Annotated in this window: 25 protein-coding genes; 22 read left to right on the top strand and 3 right to left on the bottom strand. The window is 61.1% G+C overall.

All coding sequences use genetic code 11. The annotated features are described in order from the left end of the window. The first annotated feature begins 7 nt into the window (after positions 1 to 7). The 12 genes from M8997_RS08395 to M8997_RS08340 all read left to right on the top strand — a co-directional run bounded on the left by M8997_RS08395 (position 8) and on the right by M8997_RS08340 (position 10,002). The gene (locus tag M8997_RS08395) at positions 8 to 421 is read left to right on the top strand and encodes a VOC family protein (RefSeq protein WP_250019061.1); all 414 of its coding nucleotides are present in this window, start codon (positions 8 to 10) and stop codon (positions 419 to 421) included. Then, positions 421 to 1,065: an RdgB/HAM1 family non-canonical purine NTP pyrophosphatase gene (rdgB, locus tag M8997_RS08390; RefSeq protein WP_250019060.1), complete on the top strand. Its 645-nt coding sequence runs from the start codon at positions 421 to 423 to the stop codon at positions 1,063 to 1,065. Before M8997_RS08395 ends, rdgB begins: the two co-directional genes overlap by 1 nt. Continuing rightward, the gene (gene hemW, locus M8997_RS08385) at positions 1,065 to 2,240 is read left to right on the top strand and encodes a radical SAM family heme chaperone HemW (protein ID WP_250019059.1); all 1,176 of its coding nucleotides are present in this window, start codon (positions 1,065 to 1,067) and stop codon (positions 2,238 to 2,240) included. Before rdgB ends, hemW begins: the two co-directional genes overlap by 1 nt. Then, positions 2,237 to 3,163 (top strand): 16S rRNA (cytidine(1402)-2'-O)-methyltransferase, encoded by a 927-nt coding sequence (rsmI, locus tag M8997_RS08380; RefSeq protein ID WP_256473214.1) that lies wholly within the window; start codon positions 2,237 to 2,239, stop codon positions 3,161 to 3,163. Before hemW ends, rsmI begins: the two co-directional genes overlap by 4 nt. A 31-nt stretch (positions 3,164 to 3,194) precedes the next feature. Next, on the top strand, positions 3,195 to 3,572 hold the full coding sequence (locus M8997_RS08375; RefSeq protein WP_250019058.1) for a YraN family protein: 378 nt from the start codon (positions 3,195 to 3,197) through the stop codon (positions 3,570 to 3,572). Between the two features lie 279 nt (positions 3,573 to 3,851). Further along, positions 3,852 to 5,303 (top strand): siroheme synthase CysG, encoded by a 1,452-nt coding sequence (cysG, locus tag M8997_RS08370; protein ID WP_250019057.1) that lies wholly within the window; start codon positions 3,852 to 3,854, stop codon positions 5,301 to 5,303. Between the two features lie 5 nt (positions 5,304 to 5,308). Continuing rightward, positions 5,309 to 5,623: a DUF2849 domain-containing protein gene (locus M8997_RS08365; protein WP_250019056.1), complete on the top strand. Its 315-nt coding sequence runs from the start codon at positions 5,309 to 5,311 to the stop codon at positions 5,621 to 5,623. Positions 5,624 to 5,642: 19 nt separating this feature from the next. Further along, complete coding sequence (locus tag M8997_RS08360; RefSeq protein ID WP_250019055.1) at positions 5,643 to 7,313, top strand: nitrite/sulfite reductase; 1,671 nt, start codon at positions 5,643 to 5,645, stop codon at positions 7,311 to 7,313. After that, positions 7,303 to 8,058 (top strand): phosphoadenylyl-sulfate reductase, encoded by a 756-nt coding sequence (locus tag M8997_RS08355; RefSeq protein WP_250019054.1) that lies wholly within the window; start codon positions 7,303 to 7,305, stop codon positions 8,056 to 8,058. Before M8997_RS08360 ends, M8997_RS08355 begins: the two co-directional genes overlap by 11 nt. Continuing rightward, complete coding sequence (locus M8997_RS08350) at positions 8,055 to 8,591, top strand: DUF934 domain-containing protein (RefSeq protein ID WP_250019053.1); 537 nt, start codon at positions 8,055 to 8,057, stop codon at positions 8,589 to 8,591. Before M8997_RS08355 ends, M8997_RS08350 begins: the two co-directional genes overlap by 4 nt. 38 nt (positions 8,592 to 8,629) lie before the next feature. Beyond that, the gene (locus tag M8997_RS08345; protein ID WP_250019052.1) at positions 8,630 to 9,655 is read left to right on the top strand and encodes an NAD(P)/FAD-dependent oxidoreductase; all 1,026 of its coding nucleotides are present in this window, start codon (positions 8,630 to 8,632) and stop codon (positions 9,653 to 9,655) included. Beyond that, positions 9,655 to 10,002, top strand: a complete 348-nt coding sequence (locus M8997_RS08340; RefSeq protein ID WP_250019051.1) for a 2Fe-2S iron-sulfur cluster-binding protein — start codon at positions 9,655 to 9,657, stop codon at positions 10,000 to 10,002. The genes M8997_RS08345 and M8997_RS08340 overlap by 1 nt, the downstream gene beginning before the upstream one ends. A gap of 15 nt (positions 10,003 to 10,017) precedes the next feature. On the opposite strand, the gene M8997_RS08335 is transcribed toward M8997_RS08340, so the two are convergent. Beyond that, positions 10,018 to 10,956, bottom strand: coding sequence for a nucleoside hydrolase (locus M8997_RS08335; RefSeq protein WP_250019050.1), 939 nt, complete (start codon positions 10,954 to 10,956; stop codon positions 10,018 to 10,020). Between the two features lie 135 nt (positions 10,957 to 11,091). Between M8997_RS08335 and M8997_RS08330 the strand changes: the two genes are divergently transcribed. Further along, positions 11,092 to 11,514 (top strand): Hsp20 family protein, encoded by a 423-nt coding sequence (locus tag M8997_RS08330; RefSeq protein ID WP_250019049.1) that lies wholly within the window; start codon positions 11,092 to 11,094, stop codon positions 11,512 to 11,514. A gap of 54 nt (positions 11,515 to 11,568) precedes the next feature. After that, a complete protein-coding gene (locus M8997_RS08325) occupies positions 11,569 to 11,826 on the top strand; it encodes a DUF1150 family protein (protein ID WP_250019048.1) in 258 nt (85 codons plus the stop codon). Between the two features lie 40 nt (positions 11,827 to 11,866). Here M8997_RS08325 and pncB read toward each other — a convergent pair whose 3' ends face one another. Beyond that, the gene (pncB, locus tag M8997_RS08320) at positions 11,867 to 13,174 is read right to left on the bottom strand and encodes a nicotinate phosphoribosyltransferase (protein ID WP_250019047.1); all 1,308 of its coding nucleotides are present in this window, start codon (positions 13,172 to 13,174) and stop codon (positions 11,867 to 11,869) included. Positions 13,175 to 13,439: 265 nt separating this feature from the next. Between pncB and M8997_RS08315 the strand changes: the two genes are divergently transcribed. From M8997_RS08315 to preA, 4 genes are all read left to right on the top strand, one after another. Next, positions 13,440 to 14,594 carry an efflux RND transporter periplasmic adaptor subunit gene (locus M8997_RS08315; protein WP_250019046.1) on the top strand — a complete coding sequence of 385 codons (1,155 nt, stop codon included), beginning with the start codon at positions 13,440 to 13,442 and terminating at the stop codon, positions 14,592 to 14,594. A gap of 9 nt (positions 14,595 to 14,603) precedes the next feature. After that, on the top strand, positions 14,604 to 17,738 hold the full coding sequence (locus M8997_RS08310; RefSeq protein ID WP_371929538.1) for an efflux RND transporter permease subunit: 3,135 nt from the start codon (positions 14,604 to 14,606) through the stop codon (positions 17,736 to 17,738). 195 nt (positions 17,739 to 17,933) lie between these two features. Next, entirely contained in the window at positions 17,934 to 19,388 is a 1,455-nt protein-coding gene (locus tag M8997_RS08305) for an NAD(P)-dependent oxidoreductase (protein ID WP_250019045.1), read from the top strand. An 11-nt stretch (positions 19,389 to 19,399) separates the two neighbouring features. Then, positions 19,400 to 20,710, top strand: a complete 1,311-nt coding sequence (preA, locus tag M8997_RS08300; protein ID WP_250019044.1) for an NAD-dependent dihydropyrimidine dehydrogenase subunit PreA — start codon at positions 19,400 to 19,402, stop codon at positions 20,708 to 20,710. Between the two features lie 12 nt (positions 20,711 to 20,722). Here preA and rutR read toward each other — a convergent pair whose 3' ends face one another. Beyond that, positions 20,723 to 21,376 carry an HTH-type transcriptional regulator RutR gene (gene rutR / locus M8997_RS08295; protein WP_250019043.1) on the bottom strand — a complete coding sequence of 218 codons (654 nt, stop codon included), beginning with the start codon at positions 21,374 to 21,376 and terminating at the stop codon, positions 20,723 to 20,725. A 202-nt stretch (positions 21,377 to 21,578) separates the two neighbouring features. Here rutR and M8997_RS08290 point away from each other — a divergent pair, with 202 nt between their 5' ends. From M8997_RS08290 to M8997_RS08275, 4 genes are read left to right on the top strand one after another with little or no spacing between them, the layout of a single operon-like run. Then, positions 21,579 to 22,904, top strand: coding sequence for an aspartate aminotransferase family protein (locus tag M8997_RS08290; protein ID WP_250019042.1), 1,326 nt, complete (start codon positions 21,579 to 21,581; stop codon positions 22,902 to 22,904). A 17-nt stretch (positions 22,905 to 22,921) separates the two neighbouring features. Next, positions 22,922 to 24,169: a Zn-dependent hydrolase gene (locus tag M8997_RS08285; protein ID WP_250019041.1), complete on the top strand. Its 1,248-nt coding sequence runs from the start codon at positions 22,922 to 22,924 to the stop codon at positions 24,167 to 24,169. A 58-nt stretch (positions 24,170 to 24,227) separates the two neighbouring features. After that, positions 24,228 to 25,682, top strand: coding sequence for a dihydropyrimidinase (gene hydA, locus M8997_RS08280; protein ID WP_250019040.1), 1,455 nt, complete (start codon positions 24,228 to 24,230; stop codon positions 25,680 to 25,682). Beyond that, positions 25,682 to 26,521: an ABC transporter ATP-binding protein gene (locus M8997_RS08275; protein WP_250019039.1), complete on the top strand. Its 840-nt coding sequence runs from the start codon at positions 25,682 to 25,684 to the stop codon at positions 26,519 to 26,521. The genes hydA and M8997_RS08275 overlap by 1 nt, the downstream gene beginning before the upstream one ends. The last annotated feature ends 52 nt before the right edge of the window (positions 26,522 to 26,573 follow it).

Genomic DNA, 26,573 nt, shown 5'->3' with positions numbered 1-26,573 from the left:
AAGACAGATGCGACCGGCCGCGATACTGGAAACAGCGCTCTACGTCACCGATATAGAGGCGGCCGCGCGGTTCTATGGCGGGGTTCTCGGTCTCGAATGCATCTTGCGCGCCGGTGACGAGTCGGTGTTCTTCCGCTGCGGCGCCGGCGTTCTCATCCTTTTCGATGCGGAAAAGCTGAAGGCCCGGCCGGAGGGTGGCTTGCCCATTCCCTCGCATGGAGCCATCGGGCCCGGCCATGTCTGTTTCCGGGCCGACAGGCAGGAGATCGCACGCTGGAAGGCGCATCTCGAAGCCGAAGGCATTGCCATAGAGAGCGAGTTCGATTGGCCGAACGGCGCCCACTCGCTTTATTTCCGCGATCCGTCGGGCAATTCGATAGAATTCGCCGAGGCCGCGCTTTGGAACACAGGAACGAAATGATGCGAAAGCTCGAAAAAGGCAAGCTGCTGGTCGCCAGCCACAACAAGGGCAAGATCGGCGAAATGATGGATCTGCTCGGCCCGTTCGGATTCGAGGTTGTGTCGGCGGCGCAGCTCGGCCTGCCCGAGCCCGAAGAAACGGGCACGACATTCGAGGAAAACGCCTATATCAAGGCCTTTGCCGCCGCGAAGGCGACTGGTTTGGTGGCGCTTTCGGACGATTCCGGCCTTTGTGTCGATGCGCTGCACGGAAATCCGGGCGTCTACACCGCCAACTGGGCGGAACTGCCGGACGGAACGCGCGATTTTGCCCATGGCATGCGCAAGGTTCAGGACGCATTGCAGGAGAAGAACGCACTTGATCCGGGCCAGCGTCACGGCCGGTTTGTCTCCGTCATATGCCTCGCCTGGCCTGACGGCGAGGCGAATTACTACCGCGGCGAGGTCGAAGGCGAGATCGTCTGGCCACCGCGTGGTACGGCCGGTTTCGGTTTCGATCCGGTTTTCCGCCCGCATGGCCATGATCGCACCTTCGGCGAGATGACGGCGGAGGAAAAGCATGGCTGGAGCCCGGGCAAGCCCGATGCGCTTTCCCACCGCGCCCGGGCGTTTCAACGCCTGGCACAAGACTGCCTGGAAGCCTGATGACCGACCAGGGCATTCGTCCCGATAATGGCGAGGCCGGCTTTGGTGTCTATGTCCACTGGCCGTTCTGCATGGCCAAGTGCCCCTATTGCGATTTCAACTCCCACGTGCGTCACCAGCCCGTCGATCAACCGCGTTTCGCCGCGGCTTTCGCCCGGGAAATGGCGACGATGCGTGAACGGACAGGACCGCGCAGCGTGTCCAGCATCTTTCTCGGCGGCGGAACGCCATCCCTGATGCAGCCGGAAACCGTGGCTGCAATCCTTGATCAAGTAGCCCGGCAGTGGCATGTGCCGGATGGCATCGAGATCACTTTGGAGGCCAATCCGACAAGCGTGGAGGCCGATCGGTTTCGGGGTTATCGCGCGGCAGGCGTCAATCGCGTGTCGCTCGGCGTGCAGGCGCTCAACGATCCAGATCTGCGCCGCCTCGGCCGGATGCACAATGTCGATGAAGCGCTTGCCGCCATTAGGCTGGCGCGCGAGATCTTCCCGAGACTGTCGTTCGACCTGATCTATGCGCGGCCGGACCAGAGCGTCGAAGCCTGGCGCGAGGAATTGGGCAGGGCGATCTCCTATGCGGCGGACCACCTGTCGCTGTATCAACTGACGATTGAAGAGGGCACGCCCTTTTTCAATCTATGGAAGGCAGGAAAGCTCGTGACGCCCGAACCGGATCAGGCCGCCGCACTTTTCGACGAGACGCAGAATGTCACGGCGCAGCGCGGATTGCCGGCCTATGAGGTTTCCAACCATGCTGCTCCCGGTGCGGAATCCCGGCACAATCTGGTCTACTGGCGCTATGGCGAATATGTCGGCGTCGGCCCGGGCGCCCACGGCCGTTTCGTCGAGAACGGCACGCGTACGGTCACGATAACGGAGCGCCATCCGGAGCAATGGGTGGAGACGGTCGAGCGCACCGGGCACGGCATTGTCGAGGAGGAGCTTCTGACCAGCGAGCAGGAGGGCGATGAATTCCTGCTGATGGGCCTGCGGCTCGCCGAGGGAATCGATCTCGGCCGCTATGAAAGCCTCACCGGCCATGGCCTCAAGGAAAACCGTGTCGTGGCGCTGGCCGAACAGGGGCTGATCGAATATGTCGGCAATAGCCGGATACGCACCACGCCGGAAGGGGCGATCGTGCTCAACTCCGTCATCGCGGATCTCGCGGCATGAACGAGCGCATCACGGAAAAATCGCAGCCCAACGACCGGAATTACCAGATCGGCACGGCGTCGTTCCGCGCGCGGCCCATCGAACCCGGTCTTTATATCGTTGCGACGCCGATAGGAAACCTGGGCGACATGACATTGCGGGGCATCGAAGTGCTTGCCGCCGCCGATATCATCGCCTGCGAGGATACGCGGGTTAGCCGGGTCCTGCTCGATCGCTATGGCATTGCACGCCGCCCCTATGCCTATCATGAACATAATGCGGAAACGGTTGGGCCGAAGCTTGTCGAGGCATTGCTCGCCGGCAAGAGCGTGGCTCTCGTCTCGGATGCCGGAACGCCGCTGATATCGGATCCTGGCGGGCGGCTGGTACCGGAGGCCAAGGCGGCGGGAATCAGGATCGTGCCCATTCCGGGGCCTTCCGCCGTACTGGCTGCGCTGACGGCTTGCGGGCTCCTGAAAGACAGTTTCTTCTTTGCAGGGTTTTTGCCCTCGAAACAGGGTCAAAGGCGCACGAAGCTCGAACAGCTCAAGCCACTGGACGCTGCATTGGTGTTTTTCGAGTCGCCCAATCGCGCCGCGAATACGCTTCTCGACATGGTCGCGGTTTTCGGCGGGTCGCGAAAGGCGGCGCTATGCCGGGAACTCACCAAGACGTTCGAAACGATCGTAACGCTACCTCTTTCCGAACTGGCGGCGGAGTTCGATAGCGAAGACAGAATCCGCGGCGAGGTCGTTCTCGTCGTCGGTCCGCCCGAAGTCGATGCCCTTGCGCCGCGCTCTGATGAAGACGTCGACAATGTCCTGCGGGCGTTGAGCCTTGAAATGTCGCCGTCAAAGGCTGCGGGAGAGGCATCCCGTATGACCGGGCGGCCGAAGGCGGAGCTTTACCAGCGTCTGCTCTCCATGAAACAGGTAGGGCCATGAAGCAGTGTAGGGCCACGAAGCAGGGTAGGGAATGACTGGCTCCCCGCGCCGGCGAGCCTATTTTCGCGGCCATGCTGCAGAACGGCTTGCCGCCGCCGCGCTGATGCTGAAGGGCTATCGTATTGTCGCCCGCCGCTATCGCACGCGCCTCGGCGAAATAGATATCATTGCCCGGCGCGGCAGGCTTGTTCTGATCGTCGAAGTGAAGGCGCGCGCCAATCTGGCCCAGGCGATGGATGCACTCGGCACGGCGACGATGCGCCGTATCGAAGCCGCCGCAGATCTATGGCTGGCCCGCCAGCCCGACCATGCAGCGCTTTCCATCCGCTTCGATCTCGTGGCGATCCTGCCCTGGCGCTGGCCCGTGCATGTTCCTGCCGCCTATCTTGCGTCCGACAGGCTCCGCTGAGAGGTCGGAACGAGCGAGCCAAAAATCACTCGCGCCAAAAAACACTTGCAATGGAAGATAAACCCTATAAGAATAGTCGTGTATAAGTGGGCCGATCCGCGGAACCTGGGTTCCAGCGGAATGATTGGCCTGCCATGCGCGTTGTTGGAATTAAAAATTCGCGCACACCGGCTTTTTCAGAAATTCCATGCTCCCCGTTCCGATTTGACGCATTTCTGTTTCTTATAAACTTCGGCAAGATACCGGATAATCCTTCCGAGCCATCAGGATTGTCCCTATATGTCTGATAAAAAACACCTTCTGTCGGTCTTTCCCGCCTTCTTCCGCGTAAGCAACGAAGTGCTCGTTGTCGTGGGCGATGGCGAGGAGGCGCTGAACAAGGCCCGTTTGCTGACGCAGACGGAGGCGACAATCCGCGTCGTGTCGGCCGAACCCGAGTCGGAACTGGCTCGATTTCTCGAAAATTCACCCATCCAGCATGTGGCGGAAGCGTTTTCGCCCCATCATCTTCATGGTGCGAAGCTCGTCTTCGCTGCGACGGGCGACGCCGATCGCGACGCTGCCATTGCCGATGAAGCGCGGCGCCAGTCGGTTCCGGTCAATGTTGTCGACCGGCCCGAACTCTGCGATTTCTTCACGCCGGCGCTGGTCAATCGCGCCCCGATCGCCATTGCCATCGGATCCGAGGGAACGGGTCCCGTCCTGACGCAACTGATCCGGGCGAAGATCGACGCGATGTTTTCGCCGCGCCTCGGCGAGCTTGCACGGCTCGCCAATCTCTACCGCCCGGTGGTCGAGAATGCCGTGAGCAAGGGCCTGCCGCGCCGCCTGTTCTGGCGTTCCTTCTTTGCCGGCGACGTGGCCAGCAAGGTCTACAATGCCGATATTGCCGGCGCCCATGATGCAGCCGCCGATCTTCTCGGCGACCAGTCGCGGCCGCAGGGCTATGTGTGGCTGGTGGGCGCGGGCCCCGGCGCCGAAGACCTGCTGACGCTTCGCGCGCACCGGGTCCTTATGGAGGCCGATGTCATCGTCTATGATGCTCTCGTGCCTGAGGCCGTCGTCTCCATGGGCCGGCGCGATGCCGAGCGGCTCGGCGTTGGCAAGCGCAAGGGTTGCCATTCGAAGAGCCAGAGCGAGATCAATGCGCTTCTCGTGACGCTCGGGCGCCAGGGCAAACGTGTCGTTCGGCTGAAATCGGGCGATCCCCTGGTCTATGGCCGGGCGGGCGAGGAAATGGCGGCGCTTCGGGATGCCGCGATACCTTTCGAAATCGTGCCCGGCATAACGTCGGCATTCGCCGCCGCGGCCGATATGCAGCTGCCATTGACCCTGCGCGGCGTCGCATCGTCACTCGTATTCACCACAGGCCACGACATGTCGGGCGATATCCTGCCCGACTGGGCACGGCTTGCCATCTCTGGTGCAACGATCGCGGTCTATATGGGCCGCAGCGTTGCCGCCTCGGTTGCCGAACGGCTCATGGAGGCGGGTCTGCATGCCGACACCGGCGTTGCCGTGATCGAGAATGCAGGACGGCCGGAAAAACGCATGTTCCATGGCACGCTCAAGGATCTGCCGTCGCTCGAACGGCGAGACGATCTGACCGGGCCGGTCATGGTGGTGATTGGAGATGCGGTGGCCGGAGCCGCCGTCGAAAAGGCCGAGGCGCTCACCGCAGCCCGGCAGGACTCGCCACGCCAGGTCCAAACCGCAGAACTGGAAGGATGAAGCACATGACAGTCAAGGTTTTAACCGCCAACCGCCTGACAGACGGCGAGGCCGTCTGGCTCGGAGCCAATGGCGAATGGCTCGACCACATCGATGGAGCGCTGATCGCGCGGCATGCCGAAGCCGTAAGCGCGCTTGAGGAGGCTGGAAAGGCCGCGATCAAGTCGAACCTCGTGATCGACGTCAATGTCATCGATGTGGAAGAACGGGGTACCAGCCTTTATCCGATCCGCCTGCGCGAGCGCATTCGCCAGCTCGGCCCGACCATACGACTAGACCTTGGCAAGCAGGCCGAAAAGCCCAGCGCCAACGCCGCCTAAGACTGAAGGTTCGCATTCCATGTATCGTTATGACGAGTTTGACCACGCGTTCGTTTCTGCCCGCGTCGAGCAATTCAAGGATCAGGTAGAGCGCCGCCTGGCGGGAGAGCTGACGGAAGAGCAATTTCGTCCGCTCCGGCTGATGAATGGCGTCTACCTGCAGCTGCACGCCTACATGCTCCGCGTCGCCATCCCCTATGGCACTCTGTCGAGCCGGCAGATGCGCAAGCTCGCCCATATCGCCCGCCATTACGATCGCGGCTACGGCCATTTCACCACGCGGCAAAACCTGCAGTACAACTGGCCGGCGCTCGCGGATATGCCCAAGGTGCTGGATGAGCTCGCATCGGTCGAGATGCATGCCTTGCAGACGTCCGGCAATTGCATTCGCAATGTCACGGCCGACCATTTCGCCGGCGCTGCTGCCGATGAGGTAGCGGACCCGCGCCCCTATGCCGAGATCCTGCGGCAATGGTCGTCAATGCATCCGGAATTTTCCTATCTTCCCCGCAAGTTCAAGATTGCCGTGACAGGCGCCGAGCGCGACCGCGCGGCGATCCAGGTGCACGATATCGGTCTGCAGCTGAAGAAGAACGAGGCCGGGGAACTCGGGTTCGCCGTCTATGTGGGTGGTGGCCAGGGCCGCACCCCGATGGTGGCGAAGAAGGTGCGGGATTTCCTGCCGGTCGAGGATCTGTTGACCTATACGACCGCGATCGTCCGCGTCTACAATCTGAACGGGCGCCGTGACAACAAGTACAAGGCGCGGATCAAGATACTCGTCCACGAAACCGGCACCGAGGAAATCATCCGGCAGATCGAGGCGGAATGGGAAGCCATTCGCGACACGGACCTCAAAATGCCGCAGCGCGACATCGACGCGATCGACGAGTATTTCCGCGCTCCCAATCTGGCGCAGCGGCCGGAAGGCTGGTCCAAACTGGCAAGCGAGCGCAAGGCCGATCCTGCCTTTGCCCGCTGGGTCGACCAGAATGTCACGCCGCACAAGAACCCGGACTATGGCGTCGTCACCATCTCCCTGAAGCCGATCGGCGGCATCCCAGGCGATGCGACCGATGCCCAGATGGACCTCGTGGCCGAGATTGCCGAGAAGTTCTCGCAGGACGAGATTCGCGTCAGCCATGAGCAGAACCTCGTCCTGCCACATGTCGCCATCGCCGATCTGCGCATCGTCTACGATCTCCTGTTGACCGATGGCCTGGCGACGGCCAATGCCGGCTTGATTACCGACATCATCGCCTGCCCCGGTCTCGATTATTGCGCTCTGGCCAATGCGCGCTCCATTCCCGTGGCGCAGCGCATTTCGGAGCGCTTCGGTTCGCCCGAGCGGCAGTCCGACATCGGCGAACTCAAGATCAAGATTTCCGGCTGCATCAATGCCTGCGGTCATCATCATGTCGGCCATATCGGCATTCTCGGCGTCGAGAAGAAGGGCGAGGAACTGTACCAGATTTCGCTCGGCGGCTCCGGTGATGAAATCTGCACGATCGGTGACATCACCGGCCGTGGCTTCTCGTCGGAAGAGATTGTCGATGCGGTGGAAACCATCGTCGATCGCTATCTGGAAATAAGGGCGGACAAGGAAGAGAGCTTCCTTGCCACCTACAGGCGGCTTGGCGCGGCCCCGTTCAAAAATGCGCTTTATGGCGAGACCGCAAATGCTGCTTGAACTCACCGAGGAAAGCGTGGCCGACGAGGCGCGCGCGCTTCAGGCCCGTTACGGCAATCTGGAGCCGCTCGATATCATCGAACTGGCGATAGATCACCTCTTCAACGAGGAGATCGCCGTCGTTTCGTCGTTCGGGGCGGAGTCCTCCGTATTGCTGCATCTGATCGCAAGGGTCGATCGCGCGACCCCGGTCCTGTTTCTCGATACGGGCAAGCATTTTCCGGCGACGCTGCGCTACCGGGATGATCTGATCGCCGATCTGGGCATGACCGACGTGCACAATATCCATCCGCTCCAGCAGAGCCTGAAGCAGGAAGACCCCTATGGCGCCATGTCGATGACCGACAAGGACAGATGCTGCTATCTGCGCAAGGTCGAGCCCATGGCCCGCGCCGTTGCGCCATACCGCGCATGGATGACCGGCAGGAAGCAGTTCCAGGCCGCGACACGCACGGCGTTGCCGGTATTCGAGGCGGTTGGCGAGCGTATCAGGATCAACCCCCTGGCGCATTGGAACTCGGCCGATCTCAAGGCCTATATGATCGAGAACCATCTGCCGCCGCATCCATTGGTTGCCGAGGGCTATCTTTCCATCGGATGTATGCCCTGCACCCAGCCGGTCAGGGATGGCGAAGATGCACGTTCCGGCCGTTGGGTCGGCTCGGACAAGACCGAATGCGGCATCCACCTGACCGGACTGACCGACCAATTGAGCAATATTTCACTGACGGATTCCAACCTATGACCGAGACTACAGAACAGGCGAAGGAAGGGCTCTGGGGGCGCGAAGGCTTCCGCGAGGATCCCTATGTCACGGCCGAATCGCTGGAGGATGCCGGTGATGCCGCAGCGGTCATCCTGCCGCTGGCTGCGTGGCTCGCCCTGCCCGAGGATGTGCGCTTCGACACCAACCGCAAGATCGGTGTCAGCATTGCGCCGGGCGAAAAGATCGATCCGCTGTTGCCTTCGCTCGATCGCATCCCGCTTATTGCCCTGCAGTTCCCGGCCTTCAATGACGGCCGCTCCTACTCAAAGGCGGAACTGTTGAAGAGCCAGCACAATTTCAAGGGCGAGCTGCGCGCCGTAGGGGATGTTCTGATCGATCAGGTCGCCTATATGCTGCGCACCGGCTTCGATACGCTGAAGGTTGCCCACGCCGTCACGCTCTCCCGCCTCGCCGCGCATAATCTTCATGACGCGCCGGTCTATTATCAACCAGGCCGGGGTTCGCACACCGTCCCCGGCGCCTATAGCTGGCGCCGCATACCGGGCGCTTGAATTCAAAGCTCAGTCGATCTCGTTGGAAAAGCACGCACATGTCCGAAATCATTGAAACAGACGTTGTTATCGTGGGCGCAGGCCCGGTAGGCCTCTTTGCCGTGTTCGAGCTTGGATTGCTCGATCTGCGCGCCCATGTCATCGACATTCTGGATCGTCCCGGTGGACAATGCGCGGAACTCTATCCGGAAAAGCCGATCTACGACATTCCGGGGCTGCCGGAGGTCACCGGCCAGCAATTGACCGACAATCTCATGAAGCAGATCGCTCCCTTCGATCCGCAATTCCACTTCTCGACCATGGTGAATTCCCTGGAACGGCTGGAAGATGGACGGTTTCGCGTGCAAACCGATGCCGATGAAGTGTTCCTGACCAAGATCATCGTCATCGCGGCTGGTGGCGGCTCCTTCCAGCCCAAGCGTCCGCCGGTGCCCGAGATCGAGCATTACGAGGGAACGAGCGTTCACTACGCCGTCCGCAAGATCGAGGCTTTCCGCGACCATGACGTGGTCATCGTCGGCGGTGGCGATTCCGCCCTGGACTGGACGCTGAACCTCGAACCGGTGGCGAAATCCGTCACCCTCGTGCACCGCCGGCCGGAATTCCGTGCCGCTCCCGATAGCGTCAACAAGATGTGGGCACTGGAAAAGGAGGGTCGCGTCAAGTTCCGCATGGGGCAGGTTGCCGGCCTTGAGGGCGCGGATGGCCAGATCACGAAAGTCATCCTGAAGGGCAGCGATGGCGAAGAGGCGCTGGATGCCGGCCGGCTGCTGCCGTTCTTCGGCCTGACCATGAAGCTCGGCCCGATTGCCGATTGGGGGCTCAATCTCGACCAGAACCTGATCGCCGTCGATACCGAGAAGTTCGAAACCTCCGAGCCGGGCATTTTCGCCATTGGCGACATCAATACCTATCCCGGCAAGCTGAAGCTCATCCTGTCGGGCTTCCATGAGGCTGCCCTGATGTCCCAGGCGGCCAAGCGCATTATTGCGCCTGACGAACGGATCATCTTCCAGTATACGACCTCATCCACCTCCCTGCAGAAGAAATTGAAAGCGGCCTAGTGACTTCTGAAGCGTTATATATCCACGTTACCGATCAGCACGGCAAACGCCATACACTGGAAGCGCTCGAAGGCTTCCGGGTCATGGAGGTCATCCGCGACTGGGGATTGGACATCAAGGCCGAGTGCGGCGGCGCCTGTGCCTGCGGCACATGCCATGTCTATGTGGATCAGGATTGGACGGAGAAGCTCTTTGCCCCGCTCGACGAGGAAGTCGATCAACTCGACGTGACGTTTCACGTCGAGGAGAATTCGCGCCTGTCGTGCCAGCTGATCATGACCGAAGAGCTCAACGGGCTCGAAGTTACCCTGGCGCCGGGAACACAGAAGGACAGCGTCGCCGCCTGACGCCGCCCGGTTCCGTCAGGGCAGCGTCGCTATGCGCTCGATGAGCAGGTCGAAGAAACCTTCATCATCGATGTCGCGCACATAGATCGCGTTCTTTGCGCGGTCGGTAACGCCCCACCAGTCGACAACGGTCATGCCCAGCGTCAGCTCGTTCGCTGTTTCCACCTCGACATTGCATTTGCGCCAGCCATAAAGCTCCGGCCTCAGAATATAGGCGATGACGTTGGGATCGTGCAGCGGGCCGCCATCGCTGCCGTATTTTTCCTCGTCGAACCGTTCGAAGAACTCGAGCAGCGCGACGCAGGCATCGCCGCAACGGCTTTTCATTGCGCGGAACCGCTCGATTCGTGCGGCGGTGGTAAGCGCCTTGTGCGTGACGTCGAGCGGATGGATGACCACGGGGACGCCGGACTTCAAGACGAGCTGTGCGGCTTCAGGGTCCACATAGATATTGAACTCGGCGGTGGGCGTAATATTGCCGCCTTCGAAAAAGCCGCCGCCCATCAGCACGATTTCCTGGATTTTCGACGCGAGCTCGGGTGCGCGGATCAGGACCTGGGCAATATTGGTGAGCGGCCCGAGCGCGCAGAGCGTAACGCTACCCGCATCTTCCGTTTGCAGTGTGTCGAGGATGAAATCGACCGCATGCTGTTCTTCGAGCAGCATGACCGGTTCCGGCAGGACCGGTCCGTCAAGCCCGGTTTTGCCATGCACATGCTCGGCGGTGATCAGCGGCCGCATCAATGGCTTGCCTGCCCCCGCGAAGACGCGAACGTCGTTTCGCCCCGCCAATTCGCAGATCTTGCGCGCATTGACCTGTGTCAGCGGCAAGGGGACATTGCCCGCGACGGCTGTGATACCGAGAACCTCGAGTTCAGGACTGGCCAGGGCCAGCATGATCGCCAGGGCATCGTCCTGGCCGGGATCCGTGTCGATTATGATTTTGCGTGTCATTTTGTACTTTCATCAGGGCGCAGTGCGGGGATCACTTGAACTCTCGGCGCAGATTGACCATATCAGAAGGCAAAGGCGGGATGCCATTGTTCGACGGGTTTCGCTTTTAGGTCGCTTTGCTAAAGGACTGCTTAAATGACACGAATGACACCGTTTTCAAGCCCGTTGCTGCTTGGCTTCGATTCGATGGAAAAAACGCTGGAACGCATCGCCAAATCCGGCGATGGCTATCCGCCCTACAATATCGAGCGCGTCCGCAGCAATAATGACCGTGAGCAGCTGAGAATCATCCTGGCCGTGGCCGGCTTTTCGAATGACGATCTCGAAGTCACGACCGAAGATAATCAGCTCATCATTCGCGGCAGGCAAGCAGACGAAGAAGCACGCGAATATTTGCATCGCGGGATCGCTGCCCGTCAGTTCCAGAGAATATTCGTTCTCGCGGACGGCATGAGGGTAAGCGGCGCGACATTGAAGAATGGGCTTCTGTCGATCGATCTCGATCGCCCGGAACCCGAACGATTGGTCAAGCGTATCAACATAGCGGTACAGGACTGATCGTAGCTCTAACTGGACAGGGCTCGACGAGACTGTCCGATCATGGAGGCTGACATGCGTAACACAGTTGAAAAGAATCCTCTGAGCGAACTCGAATTCTCCCGTCTGGGCGCAGGGCAGGTTGCCTATCTGCGCAAGATGAAGACGGATGAACTTGCCACCAGCTTTCCGGCCCTCCCGCCGATGACGCCGGGGGTCGAGTTGTGGGCGCTCTTTGCCGCCAATGGTGATCCGATCGTTCTTTCGGACGAACGTGACAATGCGCTGGTCGGCGCCCGCGAGCATGAGCTGCAAACGGTAATGCTGCAATAGGTTTGATCCCGGGGCGGGCCTGCACGGCTCGCCCCCGATCCTAGACTTTGACGGCCTGTTCCACCCGGTCTTCCGCACCGAATATCTGCAGATATCGCTGAATCTCGGCGGGATCGCCGGTCGCCTTCTTCGGATTGTCCGAGAGTTTCACAGCCGGACGCCCATTCGCCTCGCTCACCTTGCAGACCAGTGAGATCGCATTGAGCCGGTCGTTGAAGCGCGGCGCGCAATCCTCGAAATCGTTGGTCAGGTTGGTTCCCCAGCCAAAGCTCATGCGCACCCTGCCGTCGAAATGGCGGTAGGTCGCCTCGATCGTATCGACGTCGAGTCCGTCGGAAAAGACCAGCAGCTTCTCCCTGGGGTCCTTGCCCTTGGAGCGCCACCACGAAAGGATCTTTTCACCACCTTCGATCGGGGGCGCGCTGTCAGGCCGGAATCCGGTCCAGTCGGCCACCCAGTCCGGCGCATCGCGCAGGAAAGCGGCTGTCCCGAAGGCATCGGGGAGGACGATGAGCAGATTGCCGCCATAATAGCGGTTCCAGTCCTGCAGCACCTTGTACGGCGCCGCGAGCAGTTCCTTTTCGTTTGTGGCGAGTGCAGCCAGGACCATCGGCAGCTCATGCGCATTGGTGCCGAGCGCCTCCAGATCATTGTCCATGGCCATCAGCACATTGCTGGTTCCGGTGAAGGCCGGCCCAATCCCTTCCTTGAGGGCCTCGACGCACCAGCGCTGCCACAGAAAGGAATGCCGCCGCCTTGTGCCGAAATCGGAAATGCGGATGTTCGGCAGCGCGCGCAGCCGTTCTACCTTGTCCCACATCTTTGCCTTTGCCCGCGCATAGAGGACATCGAGCTCGAACCGGCCCATCCGCTTCATGGCGGCGCGCGAGCGCAGTTCGTTGATGATCGTCAGCACCGGAATTTCCCACATGGTCGTATACATCCAGGGACCGTGGAAATTCAGTTCATACTGGCCGTCGCGCTTGATCAATTCATAGTCCGGCAGCTGGAAATTGGCGAGCCAGGCAAGGAAATCCGGTTCGAATATCTGCTTCTTGCCGTAGAATGTATTACCGCCAAGCCAGATCATCTCCTTCTTCGAGAAGCGCACGGTGCGGGCGTGATCCAGCTGCGCCCGCAATTCCTCTTCGTCGATTTCCTCGGCCAGCCGTACCCGCGTGGTACGGTTGATCAGGGTGAAAGTGGCGTCCACATCCGCATAGACCCCCCAGATCATCTGAAGCATGAGCAGCTTGTAGAAATCCGTATCGAGAAGGCTGCGCACGATCGGATCGAGTTTCCACGTATGGTTGAAAACGCGCCGAGCTATATCGGTTTTGGTCGCCATTCATCATGTCCCTGCGAAATTCTGCCTGCCATGTTGCACGTCAGGCCCGCTCCATCAAGAATGCTGCATCAAATTGCGCATGCCATAGGGGAGCATTGCTTCCATTAAATCTTTGTAATCTAACCAACTTGTCATTACCCAGGTCATAAATGCGTTCTATTCTGCTACTAAAGGCGAGTTGCGCCGCCTGCTATTCGCAGCGCGACCGATGAGCTAGTATCGCGATGATCCCGCTTCCGCGTAGGATCACCATCTGGAGTAGTGCATGAAGGTAATGAAGCAGCTGTTTCTCGCTGTGCTGGTATTGGCCCTGGCCGGGGCCGGCTGGTTGTACTTTGCGCCCGGCGGCAGCGAGGTGCTCAAGAAGGCAGGCCTGGACACAGCGCCGACGGCTGCAACTGCACCTACGGGCAACAATGGCGGTGAACGAAGTGCGGCGCTCGTCGTCGTGCGCGCCGCCGCGGAAGCGAAGATCAACGACAGGCTGTCCGCCATCGGGACGGGCAAGGCCAAGAGTTCCGTTTCGGTCACGCCCTATGCCGCCGGTCGCCTGATGGAGCTGCTGGTCACTTCGGGGACGAAGGTCAATGCGAACGATATCATCGCGAAGCTCGATTCAGAGGCGGAGATCATTACTGCCGACAAGGCGCGGACGACGCTGAAGGACGCGGAAACAAAGCTGGCGCGGGCGAAGAACCTGCGGACGACGAATACCGTATCCGCCGTGCAGGTTTCGGATGCCGAACTCGCGGTCGAGAATGCCCGGCTGGACCTGCGGGAGGCGGAACTTGCGCTTGACCGCCGCGATATCCGCGCCCCGATCAATGGCATAGTGGGCATTCTTCCGGTCAATGCCGGCAATTACATCACCACGTCCACGCAGGTTGCTACGATCGACGATCGCTCGGAAGTGCTGGTCGATTTCTGGGTGCCGGAAAAATTCGCGCCGTCCATCATGGTGGGGGCGCCGGTCTCGGCAACGTCGGTGGCGCGTCCGGGCGAAACGTTCACGGGCGAGGTCAGCGCGATCGACAACAGGGTGGACCCCGCCAGCCGCACATTGCATGTGCAGGCCCGCATCACCAATCCGAGGGATACGCTGCGCGAGGGCATGGCTTTCCAGATTTCCATGACCTTTCCAGGAAACACCTACCCGACCGTCGATCCGTTGGCGATACAATGGGGCACCGATGGCGCCTTTGTCTGGAAGATCGTCGACAACAAGGCCGAGCGCGTGCCTGTCCGCATCGTCCAGCGCAACACGACCAATGTGCTGGTGGATGCGAATATCAAGCCCGGCGATGAAATCGTAGCCGAGGGCGTGCAGTCGGTTCGCCCCGGCGGCACGGTGCAGATCATGGGCCGGCCGCAGCAGAATACCGATGCGGGCCCGTTGGCTTCCGTCGGCGAGTCTGGTTGAGGGCCGACCGTGAACAACGAAAAAGCCGATGCCAGCTTTACCGCCCTTTTCATCCGGCGCCCCGTCATGGCGCTGGTGCTCAATGCGCTGATCGTCGTCGCCGGCCTTGCCGCCTATTATGGCGTCGATGTGCGCGAGCTTCCCGATGTCGATCGTCCGGTGGTCACGGTCAGCACGATCTTCGAATCGGCAGCGGCCGAAACCGTCGACAGGGAATTGACCTCCGCCATCGAAGGCGCTGTCTCGCGCGTCTCGGGCGTGAAATCGATTTCGTCGAGCTCGTCCTTCGGCCAGAGCCGCGTCACCGTCGAATTCAATGATGGCGTCGATCTGAACGTGGCGGCGGCGGACATGCGCGATGCGATCAGCCGCATCACCAATACTTTGCCGGACGAAGCCGATCCGCCGCAGATCGTGAAGGCCGATGCCAATTCCGACGCCGTCATGCGTCTTGCCGTTACCTCGGATACGATGGCGGTGGAGGATATGACGGTGCTGGTCGAGGACCAGATCGAAGACGTCCTCGCCTCGGTGCCCGGGGTTGCCGACGTCCAGGTCAATGGCGACCGCAACAAGATCTTCCGCATTGACATCGATCAGGACAAGCTGGCGAGCCTCGGCATGAATGTTGCCGATGTCCGCAACGCCCTGACGACGATGGCGTTCGATACGCCGGCCGGGCAGCTCAACAGCAATACGCAGAGTATCGTCGTGCGCGCTACCGCGCCGGTGACGACGCCAGAGGAGTTCGAGGACATCTTCATCAAGGGGCAAACCCGCATCCGCGATGTCGCCACGGTGACGCTCGGCCCCGATATCGGCACGTCCAGCCTGCGCGCCAATGGCAAGACTGGTATCGGCCTCGGCATCATCCGCCAGGCGCAGTCCAATACGCTCGACATTTCCAAGGGCGTGCGTGCAGCCGTCGCGCAATTGCAGCAGACCCTGCCGGACGGTGTGGACATCCGGGTGACGAGCGACGACGCCGATTTCATCAATGGCGCCGTCCACGAGGTCGAGATCGCTCTCGGCGCCTCGGTCCTGATCATCATCCTCATCATCTATCTGTTTCTCTGGGATTTTCGCGCCACCCTCATTCCGGCGGTGAGCATGCCCGTGGCGCTGATCGGCACCGTCTCAGCCATCTACCTCGCCGGTTTCTCGGTCAATATCCTGACGCTGCTTGCCCTCGTGCTCGCCACCGGCCTCGTGGTCGACGACGCCATCGTCGTCCTAGAGAACATCGTTCGGCGGCGGAACCAGGGAATGGGACCGCGCGCCGCGGCAGTGCTCGGAACGGAAGAAGTGTTCTTCGCCGTCATCGCCACGACCGTCACCCTGGCGGCTGTGTTCGTGCCGCTGTCCTTCCTGCCCGGCCAGACAGGCGGGCTCTTCCGCGAGTTCGGCTTCGTGCTGGCGATCTGCGTGCTTCTCTCGGCTGTCGTCGCCTTGACGCTCTGCCCGATGCTCGCGTCGCGTCTTCTGAGTGCCAGCGAGGCGAAACATCATGATGTCGCGCATGCGCCCGGTATCGTCGGCCGCGTCGGCGCCAGCCTCGGCAATGCCTATAAGCATATCCTGCACGCATGTCTGGCGGCGCCATGGATCGTCATTCTCGTCTCCGTCCTGTTCGCAGGGGCGGCATTCGGGGCATTTTCATTGCTGAAACAGGAATTGACGCCGACCGAGGACCGTTCGGCCGCCTTCCTGCGCATAACCGCGCCGCAAGGCGTCAGCCTCGAATATCTGACCGACGAGATGCGCCAGATCGAAACACTGATCCAGCCGCTGCGCGATTCCGGCGAGATATCCAACACTTTCTCGATTGCCGGCCAGGGCGGCAATACCAATCGCGGCTTCATGGTTCTCAGCCTCGCATCCTGGAGCGACAGGACGAGGACGCAGCAGGAAATCGTCGCGGACGTGTCCAAGCGCGTGCGGGGCATTCCGGGAATCCAGGTCTTTGCCGCCCAACCGAATTCGCTCGGCATCAGAGGCGCCGGCAACGGGCTGCAATTCGCCGTCGTAGGAACAAGCTATGCGGAACTCGGTACCGCGGCCGCCAAAATCGTCTCGGAGCTGGAGAAAGACCGGCGGTTCGACCGGCCCCGCCTCACCAACGAGCCGACCCAGCCACAGCTCGCCGTCTCCATCGACCGCGAGAAGGCCAGCGATCTCGGCATAGAGATCACCGGACTTGCGGAAGCGCTGCAATCCGTGCTGGACGGCTACAAGATCGGCTCGGTCTATATCGAGGACCGCAGTTTCGACGTTAAGCTCGTCTCGACCACGAATCCCATCAACGACCCGACCGATCTGGAAAACGTCTTCCTGCGGACGCAGGACGGACGGTTCGTTCCGATGTCCACCATCGCCCAGCTGAAGGAAGTGGCGGTGCCGCCGGCATTGACCCGCGAACAGCAGATGCGTTCGGTGGCGATCACGGCCAGCCTTGCGCCTGATTTCGCCCTTGGCGATGCCTATGCCACGGCACAGGAAGTAGCCGCACCGCTGCTGCCAGCCGGTTATCGCATCATTCCGCTCGCCGAGGCGGCGACGCTCGGCGAAAACACTTCCAGCATGATGGTGACGTTCGGTTTCGCCATCCTCGTCATTCTGCTCGTGCTTGCCGCCCAGTTCGAAAGTTTCATCAGCGCACTGATCGTCATGGCCACGGTGCCGCTTGGCCTCGCCTGTGCGGTCTTCGCCATGGTGATGACCGGGACGAGCATGAACGTCTACAGCCAGATCGGGCTTGTCCTGCTCGTCGGCATCATGGCGAAGAACGGCATCCTCATCGTGGAATTCGCCAATCATCTCCGAGATCAGGGGCGCTCCGTGCGCCAGGCGATCGAGGAAGCCGCGACGATCCGGCTGCGTCCCGTTGTGATGACCATGCTCTGCGCCATACTTGGCGGCGTGCCGCTTGTGCTCGCCAGCGGCGCGGGCGCGGAAGCGCGTATCGCGCTTGGCTGGGTCATCGTCGGCGGATTGGGCCTGGCGACCGCATCCACCCTCTTCCTGACCCCCGTGGCCTACCTGCTCCTTGCCGGCTTCACCAAGCCGAAGATCGAGGAAGAAGCGCGGCTGCAGCGGGAATTGAAGCAGGTGGCCGATCAGGCGGCGGCCCTGCCAGCCGAATAGACTGCTGCGCCGCGCTCCATCACCGCCAATGCTCAGGCAAAGAGCGCGCCAGTTCTTGACCATTTGATAAAAAATTTGACCTTTTGAGAAAATATGCCATTCTTTTCTCAAGAGGAGCCGGACGAACCGGCCCGTCATGAAACGGTGGCGATCCATGGGAACTGGACGTCACCCTCATATGGGAGATGCCATTTCATGGGATCTATGGAGTCTGGTATCCGCGACGTCAGGGCCGGCCGGCTTGCGCCAGAGGCTTATGACGATGTGTTTTCCGATCTGCATCCGCCGCTGACGCGCCACGAAGCCTTCGTGGAGGCCGATCGCTGTTACTTCTGCTACGACGCTCCCTGCATGAACGCCTGTCCGACGGGCATCGACATTCCCCTGTTCATCCGGGAGATTGCCGCCGACAATCCCACGGGATCGGCCAAGACGATCCTTGCGGAGAACATACTGGGTGGAATGTGCGCCCGCGTCTGCCCGACGGAAACGCTGTGCGAGCAGGCTTGCGTGCGCGAGGCCGCGGAAGGCAAACCGGTGAAGATCGGGCTGCTGCAGCGCTACGCCACGGATCATCTGATGGCAAATGGCCAGCATCCGTTCAAACGTGCCGCTCCCACGGGGAAAACCGTGGCGGTGGTTGGCGCTGGTCCGGCCGGGCTCGCGGCCGCTCACCGGCTGGCCATGAATGGCCATGACGTAACGATATTCGAAGCGCGGCCCAAGGGCGGCGGTCTCAACGAATTTGGCATCGCCGCCTATAAGAGCGTCGATGACTTCGCCCAGAAGGAACTCGACTTCATTCTCCAGATCGGCGGCATCACCATTCAATATGACAAGGCGCTTGGCCGCGACGTCAGCCTTGACGCGTTGCGCGCCGGTTTCGACGCGGTGTTCCTCGGCATCGGCCTGCCCGGTGTCAATGAGCTCGGACTTGAGGGCGAGGACGCGGCAGGCTGCATCGATGCGGTCGATTTCATCTCGGTATTGCGCCAGAGCAACGACCTTTCGGAGATCGCCGTCGGGCGAGACGTCGTCGTCATCGGCGGTGGCATGACCGCCATCGACGTGGCGGTCCAGACGCGGCTCCTTGGCGCTGAGAACGTCATCATCGCCTATCGGCGCGGGCCCGAGCACATGAATGCCAGCGCCTATGAACTGGAGCTGGCGCTGAAACACGGCGTCATCATCCGGCATTGGTTGCAGCCGCGCGCCCTTACACGCAACGAGCGGGGCGAGGTCTGCGGCATCACCCTGGACTATACGCGATTGAAGGACGACCGTCTGGAACTGTCCGGCGAGAGCATCACCCTCGCCAGCGACCAGATATTCAAGGCAATCGGCCAGATGCCGGCCTCCATGCTGCTTGCCGAGACCGGCATCGCCCTGTCGCGCGGCCGCATCAGCGTCGATGAAGAGGGGCGCACATCCATTCCTGGTATCTGGGCCGGAGGCGATTGCGTGGCGGGCGGCCAGGACCTGACCGTTGCGGGCGTCCAGGACGGAAAAATCGCAGCCGAATCCATCCACCGCAAGCTGACGCAGCAGGCAGAAGCGGTACCCGGTTTCGCCGAGGCCGTGATGGCGGGCGGGAGCCAGCCAGCTTCGACGCCGAAACCAGTTGCCGATCAAAGCCATGTAACTGGCTGAAGGAACAAACCATGGCCGACCTCACATCGAACTTTCTTGGCATCAAATCTCCAAACCCGTTCTGGCTGGCCTCGGCGCCGCCGACAGACAAGGCCTACAATGTCGAACGCGCCTTCAAGGCCGGTTGGGGCGGAGTCGTCTGGAAAACGCTCGGCGAGGAGGGTCCGCCGGTCGTCAACGTCAATGGGCCGCGCTATGGCGCGATTCATGGTCCCGACCGTCGTTTGCTCGGCCTGAACAATATCGAACTGATTACCGATCGGCCGCTTGAAGTGAACCTGCGGGAAATGACGGAGGTCAAGAAGAGGTGGCCCGACCGGGCGATCATCGCTTCGATCATGGTTCCGTGCGAGGAGAATGCGTGGAAGGCGATCCTTCCGCGCGTTGAAGAAACCGGCGCGGACGGCATCGAGCTCAATTTCGGCTGCCCCCATGGCATGTCCGAGCGCGGCATGGGCGCGGCGGTCGGCCAGGTGCCCGAATATATCGAGATGGTGGTGCGCTGGTGCAAGCAATATTCACGGATGCCGGTGATAACCAAGCTGACGCCGAACATTACCGATATCCGCAAGCCGGCGCGGGCTGCCCGGGCGGGCGGCACGGATGCTGTTTCCCTCATCAACACCATCAATTCCATCGTGTCGGTCGATCTCGACAATTTCTCACCGACGCCATCCATCGACGGCCGGGGTTCCCATGGCGGTTATTGCGGCCCCGCGGTCAAGCCGATCGCGCTGAACATGGTGGCGGAAATCGCCCGCGACCCTGAAACGCGGGGCCTGCCGATTTCCGGCATCGGCGGCATCACGACATGGCGCGACGCAGCCGAGTTCATTGCTCTCGGTTGCGGCAATGTCCAGGTCTGTACGGCTGCCATGACCTACGGATTCAAGGTGGTCCAGGAGATGATCTCAGGCCTATCCGACTGGATGGATTCGCGCGGCTTGCGCACGATAGAGGATTTCCGCGGGCTAGCCGTGCCCAATGTGACGGACTGGCAGTATCTCAACCTGAACTACGTCACGAAGGCCCATATCGACCAGGACCTCTGCATCAAATGCGGCCGGTGCCATATCGCCTGTGAGGACACGTCCCACCAGGCCATTACATCGATGGTCGATGGCGTGCGGCATTTCGAAGTGATCGACGAGGAATGCGTCGGGTGCAATCTCTGCGTCAATGTATGCCCGGTGGAGAATTGCATCGACATGGTGCCGATGCTCGCCGGCGTCGATCCGCGCACCAAGCAGCCCATCACGCCCGATTACGCCAATTGGACGACGCATCCCAACAATCCGATGGCGAAGGTCGCGGCGGAGTAGTCCCGCCGCAAGCTAGCTGCGCGGCCGGATGCCGTTGAGGATGATGGTCAGGACTGCCTGCGCGGTCTGTTCGCGGAATCCCGGCCGGCCAACCTGGCTTCCCATGATCGCGCGCACCTGCACGTCGAAATCGGCATAGTGCTGTGTCGTCGCCCAGATCATGAAGATGAGGTGGAAGGGATCGATCGGGGCGAGCTTGCCTGCACCGACCCAGGTGCGGATGATCGCGGCCTTTTCTTCTACCAGGGGCTTGAGGTGTTTCGTCAGGAATTCGCCGATCGCGGGCGCTCCGTGCAGGACCTCATTGGCGAATAGCCGCGATGCCTCCGGATGGCTTTCCGACATTTTGATCTTGGCGGTGATGTATTTGCGCAATTGTTCGATCGGATCGCCGTCCGCATCGATCTCCGCGAGGGGTGAGAGCCACTCCGCCAACGTCTCTTCGAGCAGCGTGACATAGATGTTCTGCTTGCGCGGAAAATAATAGAGCAGGTTGGGCTTCGACATGCCAGCCTTGTCGGCGATCTGGTCTATGGTCGTGCCGCGAAAACCATAGGTGGAAAAAATCTCTAGCGCCGCGTCCAGGATCAGGCGGCGATTTATCTCCTGGATCCGGGTCGTCTTTTCCGGCAGTTGCTCCGTTTTCCGCCTTGCAGCTTTCGCCATGCCTCAACCCCTTTTCGCCCCGCGACAAAATGGCAAATACTCAGTGCCATGGGGCGGCGAGAAACCCATACAAAGCGCTTGACCGCCTTCATACGCTCTTCTAGCCTGCATTTTGACCAAGTAGTCAAGTTTTTGATTGCGCTCATGCTCAATCATTCGGGAACACAAAAGCGGCAACGTCCGCCTGAAGGAGGCAAGTCACATGCTGAAGTCGGCATTGGCAACGAATAATCTCGAAGCGTTCTGGATGCCGTTCTCGGCCAATCGGCAGTTCAAGCAGAACCCGCGCCTCCTCGTCAGCGCAAAGGACATGCACTACCAGTCTCAGGATGGTCGTGAAATCCTCGATGGAACGGCCGGCCTCTGGTGCTGCAATGCCGGCCACGGCCGCCCGAGGATCGTCGAAGCGGTGCAGAAACAGGTCGCCGAACTCGACTACGCGCCGGCGTTCCAGATGGGCCACCCGAAGGCCTTCGAGCTTGCAGCCCGTCTCGCCGCCATGCTGCCTTCGCCGCTCGATCATGTGTTCTTCACCAATTCAGGTTCCGAATCCGTCGATACCGCGCTCAAGATCGCGCTCGCCTATCACCGGGCCAAGGGCAATGGCACCAAGGTCAAGCTGATCGGGCGTGAACGAGGCTATCACGGCGTCGGCTTCGGCGGCATTTCCGTCGGCGGCATTTCCGGCAATCGCAAGACCTTCGGCAATGCACTCGGCGGCATCGACCATATCCGCCATACCCACGATCTGGCGCGCAATGCCTATACCCGCGGCGAGCCTGAACATGGCGTAGAGTTCGCCGACGATCTCGAGCGCGTCATTGCGCTTCACGATGCCTCGAACATCGCCGCGGTCATCGTCGAGCCCGTCGCAGGCTCGACGGGCGTGCTCATTCCGCCGAAGGGCTATCTGAAGCGGCTGCGCGAGATCTGCACCAAGAACGACATCCTGCTGATCTTCGATGAGGTCATCACCGGATTTGGCCGCCTCGGCGCGCCGTTTGCCGTGGATTATTTCGGCGTCGTTCCCGATCTTGTCACCACGGCAAAGGGCATCACCAGCGGCGTCATTCCCATGGGAGCGGTCTTCGCCTCCAGCGAGATCTACAATGCCTTCATGACCGGCCCGGAAAATCTGATCGAGCTATTCCATGGCTATACCTATTCCGGCCATCCCGTCGCCTGCGCCGCCGCACTGGCGACGCTCGACACCTATGAGGAAGAAGGGTTGCTGACGCGCGCTTCCGAGCTTTCGGATTATTGGGCGGATGGCCTGCACGCGCTCAAGGGCCTGCCGCATGTCATCGATATCCGCAATCTCGGCCTTATCGGCGCCGTCGAGCTTCAACCCATCGAAGGTGCTCCGACCAAGCGGGCGTTCCAGGCGTTTCTCGATGCCTATGAGCGCGGAATACTGATCCGCACGACGGGCGACATCATCGCCCTGTCGCCGCCCTTGACGATCAGCAAAGGTCAGATCGACCATCTTTTCGACAGCCTTGCCGACGTGCTGAAAAATCTCGCTTAGTCCAGGGAAGGCGCGATATGGCTCTGACCGGAAATCTCAGGATAAACAGCGACCGTCTCTGGGACAGCCTGATGGACATGGCCAAGATCGGCCCCGGCCTGCGTGGCGGCAATAACCGGCAGACCCTGACGGACGAGGATGGCGAAGGTCGCCGCCTTTTCCAGTCCTGGTGCGAAAAGTCCGGTTTGACCATGGGCGTCGATACCATGGGCAACATGTTCTTCACGCGTGCGGGAACGGACCCGGAAGCGTTGCCCGTCTATGTCGGCAGCCATCTCGATACGCAACCGACCGGCGGCAAATATGATGGCGTGCTCGGCGTCCTGGGCGGGCTCGAACTCGTCCGCACGCTCGATGACCTCAATATCAGGACCAAACATCCGATCGTCGTGGTCAATTGGACCAATGAGGAAGGCACGCGCTTTGCCCCCGCGATGTTGGCGTCCGGCGTTTTCGCCGGCGTCCACGAGGAGGACTGGGCCCTCGGCCGCGAGGATGCCAAGGGCAAGAAATTCGGCGATGAGCTCGAGCGCATTGGCTGGAAGGGTGCCGAGAAGGTCGGCGCGCGCAAGATGCACGCGCTGTTCGAGCTTCATATCGAACAAGGGCCGATCCTGGAGGCCGAAGGCAAGGATATCGGCGTCGTCACCCACGGCCAGGGCCTCTGGTGGCTGCAGGTCACTCTCACCGGCAAGGAGAGCCATACCGGCTCGACGCCCATGCCGATGCGCCGCAATGCCGGTCTCGGTCTCGCCCGCATCACCGAACTTGTGCATGAGGTGGCCATGAAGCACCAGCCGAATGCGGTGGGCGCTATCGGCCATGTCGATGTCTACCCGAATTCGCGCAATGTCATCCCGGGCAAGGTCGTCTTCACGATCGATATCCGTTCGCCCGACCTCGCGACGCTGACGGCGATGAAATCCGAAATCGAATCGAGGGCTCCCGCAATAGCCAGGGAGCTCGGTCTCGGCATCGACATCGAGGAAGCCGGTCATTTCGATCCGGTGACCTTCGATGAGGGCTGCGTCACGGCGGTGCGCAATGCCGCCGAGAGGCTGGGCTATTCCCATCGCAATATCGTCTCCGGCGCCGGCCATGACGCCTGCTGGATCAACCGCGTCGCGCCGACGGCGATGGTGATGTGCCCTTGCGTCGACGGTCTCAGCCATAATGAGGATGAGGAAATTTCCAAGGAATGGGCGGCCGCAGGCGCCGACGTTCTGCTGCACGCGGTTCTCGACAAGGCGGAGATCGTGACGTGACGGGCTGAGCTACGATCTGGCACGCGTTCGGCACAAGACCAAAAAAGGGGAACGAACAATGCTCAAGCAAGTGATAAAGGGCGGGACCATCATCGCCGCGGACCGCACCTACAAGGCGGACGTCCTCATCGAGGGCGAAACGATCGCTGCCATTGGTCCCGATCTTTCGGGCGGCGACGTCATCGACGCTTCCGGCTGCTATCTGATGCCCGGCGGCATCGATCCCCACACCCATCTCGAAATGCCGTTCATGGGTACCCATTCGACCGATGATTTCGATACGGGAACCGCCGCCGCCCTTGCCGGCGGCACGACGATGGTGGTGGATTTCGTCCTGCCCGGACAGGACGGCCTGCTGGCGGCATTGCAGGATTGGTTCCAGAAGGCGGGCAAGGCCCGGACGGATTATTCGTTCCACATGGCCATCACCGGCTGGAACCAGCAGGTGTTCGACGAGATGCCGAAAGTCGTCGAGCGGGGCATCAACACCTTCAAGCATTTCATGGCCTATAAGGGCGCCCTGATGGTCGATGACGACGAGATGTTTGCATCGTTCCTGCGCTGCGCCGAGATCGGCGCCATGCCGCTGGTCCATGCCGAGAATGGCGACGTGGTGGCGCATCTCCAGCAAAAGCTGCTGGCCGAGGGCAATACCGGACCCGAAGCGCATGGCTATTCGCGGCCGCCGGAGATCGAGGGCGAGGCCACCAACCGCGCCATCATGATCGCCGACCAGGCCGGCGTACCGCTCTATGTGGTGCATGTTTCCTGCGAGCAGTCGCATGAAGCGATCCGCCGCGCCCGCGCCAAGGGCATGCGCGTCTTTGGCGAGCCGCTGATCCAGCATCTTGTCCTCGACGAGAGTGAATATCGGAACGAGGACTGGGACTATGCCGCACGGCGCGTGATGTCGCCGCCCTTCCGCGACAAGGCCAATCAGAACAGCCTTTGGGCCGGCCTTTCCTCCGGCAGTCTTCAGGTGGTGGCCACGGATCATTGCGCCTTCACGACCGAGCAGAAGCGTTTCGGCGTCGGTGATTTCACCAGGATACCGAACGGGACGGGAGGGCTGGAGGACCGGATGCCGGTACTCTGGACCAAGGGCGTCAGGACGGGGCGTCTGACGCCCAATGAGTTTGTCGCCGCGACCTCGACGAATATTGCGCAGATCCTGAATATCTACCCCAGAAAAGGCGCGATCCTGCCCGGATCGGATGCCGATATCGTCATCTGGGACCCGAATGCCACGAAAACGATCTCGGCCAGCACGCAGAAATCGGCGATCGACTACAATGTGTTCGAGGGTATCGAAGTGACAGGCCTACCGAAGATGACGCTCTCGCGCGGCCGTATCGCCTATCGGGACGGCGAGGTCGTCGCGCCGACGGGTAGCGGGCGCTTCATCGAACGCGAGGCCAATCCTTCCGCCAATCGCGCCCTGTCGGCATGGAAAGAACTGACGGCTCCACGTAAGGTGGAGCGCGATCCGAACAACATACCGGCAGGCGTATGATGGCTGTCGTTGCATTACAGCAGAAGACGAGGGCGGCGGCGGATTTGGCGAGGCGCAATGTCATCGAGGTGAAGGATTTGTCGCTGGTCTTCCAGACCAGTGACGGGCCGGTCAATGCCCTGTCGAATATCGACCTCGAGGTGGAAGCAGGGGAATTCGTCTCGTTCATCGGCCCCTCCGGCTGCGGCAAGACAACCCTGCTGCGCGTCATAGCCGATCTGGAACAGCCGACATCCGGCGCGATCACGGTCAATGGCATGAGCCCGTCCGAGGCGCGGGAAAAGCGCGCCTATGGCTATGTTTTTCAGGCGGCGGCGCTCTATCCCTGGCGCACCATCAGCGGCAATATCTCGCTGCCGCTGGAAGTGATGGGCATATCGAAGGAGGAGCGGCGCCAGCGCATTGCGCGCAATCTCGAACTCGTCAACCTGTCCGGATTCGAGAAGAAGTTTCCCTGGCAGTTGTCGGGCGGCATGCAGCAGCGGGCCTCCATCGCGCGGGCGCTTTCGTTCGATCCGGACCTGCTCCTGATGGACGAGCCTTTCGGCGCGCTGGACGAGATCGTCCGCGATCATCTCAACGAACAATTGCTGAAACTTTGGGCGAAGACGCAGAAGACAGTCATTTTCGTCACCCATTCCATCCCGGAGGCAGTCTTCCTGTCGACGAAGATCGTGGTCATGAGCCCGAGGCCGGGTCGGATCCACGAGATCATCGACTGCGATCTTGGTGCCGAGCGCCCGCTCGACATCCGCGAGACGCCTAAATTTCTGGAGATCGCGCACCGCGTCCGCGAGGGGTTGCGGCACGGCCATTCCTACGACGAGGTCCATGCGTGATGTCGAACGCGGGAACATGCAAGATCGCCGATCCATGCTCCCGCGGCGGGGT

Source organism: Phyllobacterium sp. 21LDTY02-6, from assembly GCF_023554255.2.
In the GTDB taxonomy this organism is placed as follows: domain Bacteria; phylum Pseudomonadota; class Alphaproteobacteria; order Rhizobiales; family Rhizobiaceae; genus Phyllobacterium.
This window is presented reverse-complemented; position numbering and strand designations above follow the sequence as displayed.